We start from the raw sequence: 7707 nt of genomic DNA, 5'->3' as shown, positions 1-7707 counted from the left end.
GAACGCCGACGCCGACGCTGGGCCGCGGCCCGCGGCCCCGAGTGGTCCGAAACCGCAGCTTGCGGACACCGGAGTTGCCGACTCAGCGAGCGTGCTGAGCGCTGCCGGGGTGCTGACCCTGGCCGGCGCAGCCGTGCTGCTGGCTAGGCGTCGGCAGGCCCTCCAGGGCTGAGTTCTGCGTCGAATCGCCCCGGCCGCGCGTCATTGCGGCCGGGGCGATTCGTGCTGTGCCGCGGGGTCAGCCCCGCGGCACGCCCCGGAAACGTGCTCCGGGGTCGACGCCGGCCGGGTGCACCCCTACCGCTTCTCCCGGGAAGGAGCCCACCGGTGTCACCGCGCTCTCGACGCGATTGTTTGGCAACTTGGGTGTTTTATACGGATGTCACCGCGGTCATTTCCCGGGAAAATAGGCGGGCGGACCGTGCTGGCCGCGGCTGTGCACACAGCGATCCCGTCGAGAGAGAGGCCCATCATGGCTCCCGGTTCCCACAGCGCTCCTCGGCACCGCGCCGCGGCGATTCTTGTCGGCATCCTCGTGGTGATCCTCGCCGGAGTGGCCTCGCCGGCGGCCGCGGAGGAGCCGGGAGCAGGGCCCGAACTGCTGGGCGCGGACCCCGCAATCACCGTTGAATCGGAAGCCGCGCACCCTGCGGCGGATGGAGATACCCAGGCAGCGCCGGTAGCGGACGAGGCGAACCCGGTCGGGGAGCCCGGCACCGCACCGGCGATCGACGAATCGGGCCCGATCAGCACTGAGCAGCCCGCCCCGGCGTCGGAACCCGCCTCGGTGCCGGAACCTGTGGACACCGCGCCCGAAGCGGACCTGGCACCCGCGCCTGATTCGGCGTCGGCCCGCCTCGCGGAGCGCGCGGCGCTCCCCGCGGCCCTCGACGAGCCCGTGCTCGGGGCGGAGGCCCCGGAGCTCGTCCTGTCAGGCACGGCCGCGGTCGGCCAGCGGCTCACCGTCGGTCCGGCGGACACCCTCGGGGACTGGACGATCGAGTCGGTGTCCTGGATGTTCCGCCACAACGTCTATCAGGTGCAGCCGGTACCGAACTCGAGGCTCGAGGTCGTCGTCCCGGCGCACGACGGCCCCGGGCTTGGCGAGGGGGCCCTCGGGAAACAGATCAGCGCCACCGTGCTGTTGGCGCGCAAGATTCCCGGGCAGATGCGCCCCGAGACCAAACAGGTCACGCTGTTTTCTGCGCCGATCGAGCGGGGCAAGTTTACCGGGCTCACGGTATCCCTGGATGAAGCCCCTTGGCGCGTGGGCAACACCGTGAAGGTGACTGATTACCAGACCGTGCCGAGCGTCATTCCGCAGATCATCTGGAAGCGAGATGGAGCGCAGGTGGCGACGGGAACAACGTCGTACTCCCTGACCGGAGAAGACCTCGGCAGCGATATCAGCCTCCACATGGTGTGGAGCGCCGCGGGCTATCATGAGCTTTCCGTTCCCGTTACCAACGGTGTCGTCCAACAGGGCAGTTTTGAGCCGGCGGCGGTGACCCTCAGCGGCACCGGCGAGACCGGGCTTCCCCTCCGCGCCCGGTTCGACCGAGATTGGTCGCCCGCCCCGGACCGGACCGAGTTTGTCTGGTGGGCCGGCGCGGCCCGCATCCCCGGGGCCACGGGGCCGGAGTACACCCCGACCGCCGCGGACGCGGGCAAGGCGATCCGCGTCTCGGCGACGGCGGCTCAGGAGTTCTACGTCGACGCGGAAACCGCCAAGAGCGCCCCGATTGAGGTGTGGGAGCGCGCAGACCCGACGGGCGAGCTCGCCGTGATCGGGGACCCGGTGATGAACGGGACGCTGGAGCTGAACCTCAAGAATTGGAGCGGCTCGGGCGAGATCTCTGAGATTCGCTGGTTCTCCGGCACGACGGAGCTGACGGGGCGGACCGGGCCGACGCTCCCCCTCACCGCGGATCTCGTCGGCACCGCCGTGCACGCCACGGCCACGATTACCACCGAGCGATTCCACACCGTGCGGCTTTCGACCGTGCCGGTCACCGTTGCTCCCGCAGCGATGCCGTCGTCGTTTGCTGAGGTCAGAGGAGAGCTCAGGTACGGCAACGAGGTCAGTCTCGAGGTGAAGTTCCTCCAGGCAATCGCGTTGGGCGAAGCAGTCACCGTGGTGTGGAACGTCAATGGTATTCAGCACGGTACGGCGACCTATCGCCCGCGAATCGAGGACATCGGTTCTGTCGTGACGGCAACGTATACTCTTTCGGCTCCAGGCTACTCCACCAGCCGGCGCACACTGCATGTCGGGCGAGTGGAGCAGGGCAGCCAGCAGGTTCCCGACCTCCGCATCATCGGTGACGCCGTTGTTGGTGGTTCGCTTGCTGTGCGGCAGGAGGACACGCTTCCCGAGGACGCCACGATCACCGTCGAGAGCTGGACGCGGGACGGGCAGGCCATCGACGACTCAGCGGGGACAATGAGGTGGGTCCCCCGCCCCGAGGACCTGGGCAGCTCCCTCGGCGCTCAAGTCGTGGTTGAACGGCCGGGCTACGAAGCGAGACGCGTCTGGGCGACGGGCCCGACAATTCTGCCCGGCACGTTGGCCCGCGGGACCGTTGGCGTCCTGGGGGCAGACGGGAACCGGGTCGAGCCCGGCGGCGTGCTGCGCGCGACGCACACCGGGTGGGACACCCCGGGAACCGCGCTCAGCTGGGAGTGGCAAACCGCGAACGGAACGGTGCTCGGCACCGAAGAGACCCTGCCCGTGACCGAGGCCATGCTCGGCGAGCGGATCACGCTGCGCGCGAGCGCCAGTGCCGCCGGGTACACCAGCGTCACGAGCGAGGCCCCGGTCTCCGGCCGACCCCTGGTATTCGCCCCGCGCGCCTACGCGATCGAGTCGCAGCCGCGGGCCGGCGAGGACCTCGTCATCACGGGCGCTCACCTCACCCCGGGCGAGCCGGTGCGCGTGCGGCTCACCCCGGGTCACGCGGCCCCGTGGCTCCGGGCGAGCGCCGCCGACCCGATCATCGCGACCGCGGTCGCTGGACCGGCGGGGACCGCCCAGGTGACGCTGCGGCTCCCGCGCACGTTTTCCGGGGCCGCCACGCTCACGATCGAGCCCGGCGGGTTCCGACAGGAGCTGACCGTGCTCGAAGCCCTTCCCCTCGTGATGACGCCGGGAACCGTCTCGGTGGAGACCGACGCGGGCGCGCTCGGTGACCGGCTCGAGGTGGGCCAGCGCGTGAGCGCCCTGGCCGCCGGGTGGGACGCCCCGGGGAGTGACCTGGCGTACTCCTGGCGGACCGAGGCGGGCCGCGAACTCGGGACGGGCCGCGAACTGATCCTGACGGAGGAGGTCCTCGGCGAGCGGCTCTCGGTGCGGGTCACCGGTTCCGCCCCGGAATACATCCCGGCAAGCGTCACCTCGCCGCTCACCCCGGCGGTGAGCCTGCCGCGCGCCTTCCGGGTGCTCGGCGAGGCCCGCGCCGGCACCGAGCTTCGCCTTGCCGGCGAGCACCTCACCGCCGGAGAGAGCGTGCGCGCGCTCCTGACCCTGCGGGCCTCCGGGGCGACGGTCGAAGCGAGCGGCACCGCCGACGCTGACGGCACCGTTCGGCTCGCGCTGCCGGTGCCCGCCGCAGCCGTCGGGGCGGCGACGCTCACCGTGGAACCGGGCGCCTTCGCGCAGGAGCTCACCGTGCTCGCCGCCACGCCGGTGACGCCGGATCCCGAGCGCCCTCCCGTGACCGAGGTGACGCCGGATCCCGAGCGCCCGACCATTGTGAAGACACCACCGGTGCCAAGCCGCATCCCCGCGGGGCTGCCGGAGCCGGCGGCGACTCACCCCGCGCCACGCCTCGCGGACACCGGAACTTCCGAGAGCGCTTCGGGACTGCTGGCGATGCTCCTGCTGCTGGCCGGGGGCCTGCTCCTGGGCGTCACGGGATGCGCGAGCCTGCGCGGAGGACGCCTGCGGTCCACTGAGGGCCGATGGGCCAGGGGGCGCGGTTAGCCGAGCGGCGGGGTCGACCCGGCCCGCAGATGCGCGGAGACCCGTCGCTCCAGGCCGAGGCGCACCCCGGCCCACTCGGAAGCGATGATCGAGTACACGGCGGTGTCGCGGACGTAACCGTTATCGGTGCGGTGTGAGCGGAGCACGCCGTCCTGCTTCGCGCCGAGGCGCTCGATCGCGGCGCGGGACTGCCGATTCAGGAAGTCTGTTCGGAACTCGACGGCGGGGCACCCCCAGACATCGAAGGCGTGGCCGAGCAGCAGGAGCTTGGACTCCGGGTTGGTGCCGGTGGCGTGCGCGCTCGCCGCGTTCCACGTGGAACCGATTTCGACCCGGGGCGTGCTCGCGTCCACGTTCATGTAGGTGGTCATCCCGATGATCTCGCCCGTGTCATTCCGGCGCGCGGTGAAGGGCAGCATCGAGCCCTGATCCTGGAGCGTCAGTCGGCGCTGGATCTCCGCGTCCATGCCGTCCGGCGTCGGAATCGCCGTGTACCAGAGCCGCCAGAGCTCGCCGTCCTGCACGGCGGCAACGAGCCCGTCGCGGTGTTCGTGGGCGAGCGGTTCGAGGGTGACAAGGGAACCCGCGAGGGTCCCGGGGTGGTCGAGCGGCATGAGGACTCCTCGGACGGTGGGTGGCGTGGGCGTGCGGGCACCGGGGGCGTCCCTCGGGAGATCCGGCGCTGCTTGTAGCGTAGGGGCCGATCGACGCCCGCGAAAGGGGCGGGCCGGGATCCGAGCCGGAGCTCGACTCCCGGCCCGCCGCTCTTCGGTTACCGGCGGCGCAGTCGCGCGCGGGCCGTCAGCAGGACACCGGCCGCGCCGAGCAGCGCCGAGGCCAGGCCCGCGAGGAGCCAGGTCTGCGCCGCGTTGTCGCCGGTCGCCGCGAGCTGGTCCCCGGGTACCGGGGTCTGCTCGACGCTCGCCGCCCCGGAGCCGCTTCCGGCCGGGGTCCCCGCGCCGGTCCCGGGCTGTTCACCCGGCGTCTTGCCGCCGTTTCCGGGGGTCGTGCCGCCGTCTCCCGGCGTTGTGCCCCCGTCCCCGGGGGTGGTGCCGCCGTCTCCCGGGCCGCCGTCCACAACGGCGGCGAAGGTCACCGCTGCGGAGACCCGCCCCTGCACCCCGCGGAGCACCAGCTCCTCGCCCTCGATCGCGAAGGCCTCGGCACCCGAGACCTCCACAACCGAGTCGGCGATGCGGAACCCGCTCGCCGGGGTCAGGGCGAAGCGGATCTCCCCGGCCAGGTCAGCCACGCCCTCCGCGGGGCTGATCGCGCCGTTGTTCGCCGACGCGGCGTAGGAGAAGCGCACGGGCTGCTCCTCGGCCGCGGTGACGGCGGACCGGAGCGTGTCGTAGCCCGCGCGGAGCGCCGCCTTCGCCGGAGCGGGCTCGGCCAGCACGGCGCGCGTGCTCGCCACCGCGGCGACGAGGGACTCGGTGAGCGCCGCGTCGAGGACCCGACCGTTCCCCGCCTCGCTCTCCTGGGCAGCCACGAGCTCGTCGGCGTACTCGACGGCCCGGGTCAGCGCTTCGGTCTCGGCCGTGGCGTCGTCGGCGGCAAACAGCGCGGCCACCTCGGCCTCGGTGAGCGCGCTGTCCCACATCCGCAGGTCGTCGAGGTCGAGCGCGACGCCGTAGCTCTTGCCCCCGTCGACGCCGATGAGCATGTTGAGCCCGCTGGTCAGGCTGCCCACCTCGGCGAGGCTCGCCTCTCCGGCGAGCACGCCGTCCTGGTAGGTGCGTGCCGTGTTGCTCGCCCGATCCACCGTGAGTGTCATCTGGTGCCAGGAATTCCGGAAGTCCGGGACCGCGCCGGTCGCGTAGACGCCGTTTTTGCCGTCGCCGAGGGTGAACTCAAGCTTGCCCGTGTCCGAGCCCTGCGGGGCCACGTTCAGCCCCGACCGGTAGAAGTTCGACCAGTTCTTGTTGCTGAGGATCGCGCCGTACCCGCTGACCCCGGTGACCTTCGTCCAGAAGCTCACGGTCAGGTTCTTCTCGGTGCCCAGGTCGAACTCCGGCCGGGAGCCGAGATCGACGTAGTTCTTGTTGCCGCCGCCGATGCGCACCGCTTGGCCCGTCGCGCCGGGTCGGTCGTTGTCGACGAAGGAGACGGCGCCGACGGCCGCGGCCGCGGGTGCGGTGTCCGCGGCGGTGCCCGAGTCGCTGAGGTCGCCCTCGAAGGGCAGATTCAGGAATGCGCCGGCGTGCGCGGGGGCCGGGGACTCCGGGTACTCGGGGAACACGAGCGTGCCCGCGGTGCGGAAGGAGCCGGTCAGCGCCTCGGAGACGTTCTGGAAGTCATCAACCGCGCGTACCTCGACCCGGTAGGTCTTCGCGGGTTTCAGCCCCGCGATGTCGAAACCCATCGTGTTCGGGGTCATGTAGAAGCGCGAGTATGCCTTGACGCTCCCGGTGACGGACTTCGGCGGGTTCTTGCCGTAGTCCGGGACCTGATTGGCCGTGAACGGGACGGGGTTTCCGTCCTGGTCGGTGATCGCGATCTCGTAGTAGTTCACGAGCTCGTCATCCTTGGCCTGGTCAAAGCCGAGCGTGACCGAGGTCTCGGTGACCGCGCGCGCGGTGACCGCGGCGGCCTCCCACCAGGGCGCGATCGTGCTGCGCTGGTCGTCGGTGTACGTGAACCCCGCCGTGCCCGCCGGGGTGTTCACGACCCAGGGCATGCCCATCCAGCGCTGATGCGTCACGTCGAAGCGGCGGATGACCGTCTCGCCGCTGTCGAGAACCGTGATGAAGTTTGCGCTCTTCTGCGAGACCCCGGCCTCGGGGTCGCCCTGGTTGCCCTCGAAGTAGCCGCCCCCGAGGAAGTCGCCAGGGACATCCTGGTAGATGTAGTTCATCGAGGCGTTCTCGTAGACCGTGAAGTCCTTCTGGTAGATGCTCGTCTCGGGATTCGAGGAGAAGTGCGTGTGCGCGGAGCCCAGCACGGCCTGCGGGTACTCGGCGAGGATGCGCTGCAGATCGGGTCCGGCCATGTCGTACTCAGCGTGGAACGGTCCGCCCAGGGACGTGCCAGCGTAGCCGCTGTGGATCGAGACGAAGATCGGCTTGCCCGCGTCGTAGTCCGGCTGGGCCGCGATGGCGGCCAGCGTCTTCCGAAGGTACTCCTGGTACCCCGTGCGCTGCCCGGCGTAGCCGAAGGTTTCCTTGCCGTTGTAATCGAGGCCGATGAAGTCGATACCGTTGACCGTGGTGTGGAAGTTGCCGACGTAGTCGCTCTCGGCGCTCGGGTAGAACCACTCGGGGGCGTCCGCCGGGGCATTCGCGGCGCGGGCCTGGTCGAAGGTCTTGCCCATCAGATCGGCGATGTCGTGGTTGCCCTGGGTGAGCAGGACCTGGGCCTCTGGGAAGCTCTCCCGCATGACCCGCTCCACCGCACGATACCACCCGGCGGTCTTCTCGCTGTTGCCCGCGAGATGGTCCGAGTACTCGGGATCGTTCGCCCCGACCACGTCGCCGTTATCGACGATCACGCCGGGCTCGAAGCCCTTCGCCGTGGCCCAGGCGCTCAGCGTGTCGAAGTGCGGTTTCGCGCTCTCGTAGGCGACCTGCTCGGAGGTCTTCTCCGCGGTGGGGCTGCCCGACAGCTCGGTGTCGGACATCGTGATGAACTCGAGGGTCGCGTCCGCGTTGTTATAGGCGTCGTTCGCGGCGTTGATGCGGTCCTGGGTCATCGCCTGAGCGGTGTCCGCTCCGGATGCCGACCCT

At 70.7% G+C, this 7707-nt stretch carries 4 protein-coding genes; 2 read left to right on the top strand and 2 right to left on the bottom strand.

The features are described 5' to 3' along the window. Both OOT08_RS19130 and OOT08_RS08980 read left to right on the top strand, forming a co-directional pair. A partial coding sequence (locus OOT08_RS19130; RefSeq protein WP_442916232.1) for an LPXTG cell wall anchor domain-containing protein occupies window positions 1–172 on the top strand: 172 nt, incomplete at its 5' end. 300 nt (window positions 173–472) lie between these two features. After that, the gene (locus OOT08_RS08980) at window positions 473–3982 is read left to right on the top strand and encodes a hypothetical protein (RefSeq protein WP_325092303.1); all 3510 of its coding nucleotides are present in this window, start codon (window positions 473–475) and stop codon (window positions 3980–3982) included. Here the strand turns inward: OOT08_RS08980 and OOT08_RS08975 are convergent. Both OOT08_RS08975 and OOT08_RS08970 read right to left on the bottom strand, forming a co-directional pair. Further along, window positions 3979–4596 carry a GNAT family N-acetyltransferase gene (locus OOT08_RS08975; protein ID WP_325092302.1) on the bottom strand — a complete coding sequence of 206 codons (618 nt, stop codon included), beginning with the start codon at window positions 4594–4596 and terminating at the stop codon, window positions 3979–3981. The genes OOT08_RS08980 and OOT08_RS08975 overlap by 4 nt on opposite strands. Window positions 4597–4754: 158 nt before the next feature. Next, window positions 4755–7707, bottom strand: a 2953-nt coding sequence (locus tag OOT08_RS08970; protein ID WP_325092301.1) for a LamG domain-containing protein, incomplete at its 5' end; no start/stop codon positions are given.

This window comes from Leucobacter sp. M11, from assembly GCF_035726885.1.
GTDB lineage: Bacteria > Actinomycetota > Actinomycetes > Actinomycetales > Microbacteriaceae > JAPFRB01.
This window is presented reverse-complemented; position numbering and strand designations above follow the sequence as displayed.

Coding starts and splice junctions, on each gene's coding strand:
- OOT08_RS08980 (WP_325092303.1), top strand. CDS start 473: ATGGCTCCCGGTTCCCACAGCGCTCCTCGGCACCGCGCCGCGGCGATT.
- OOT08_RS08975 (WP_325092302.1), bottom strand. CDS start 4,596: ATGCCGCTCGACCACCCCGGGACCCTCGCGGGTTCCCTTGTCACCCTC.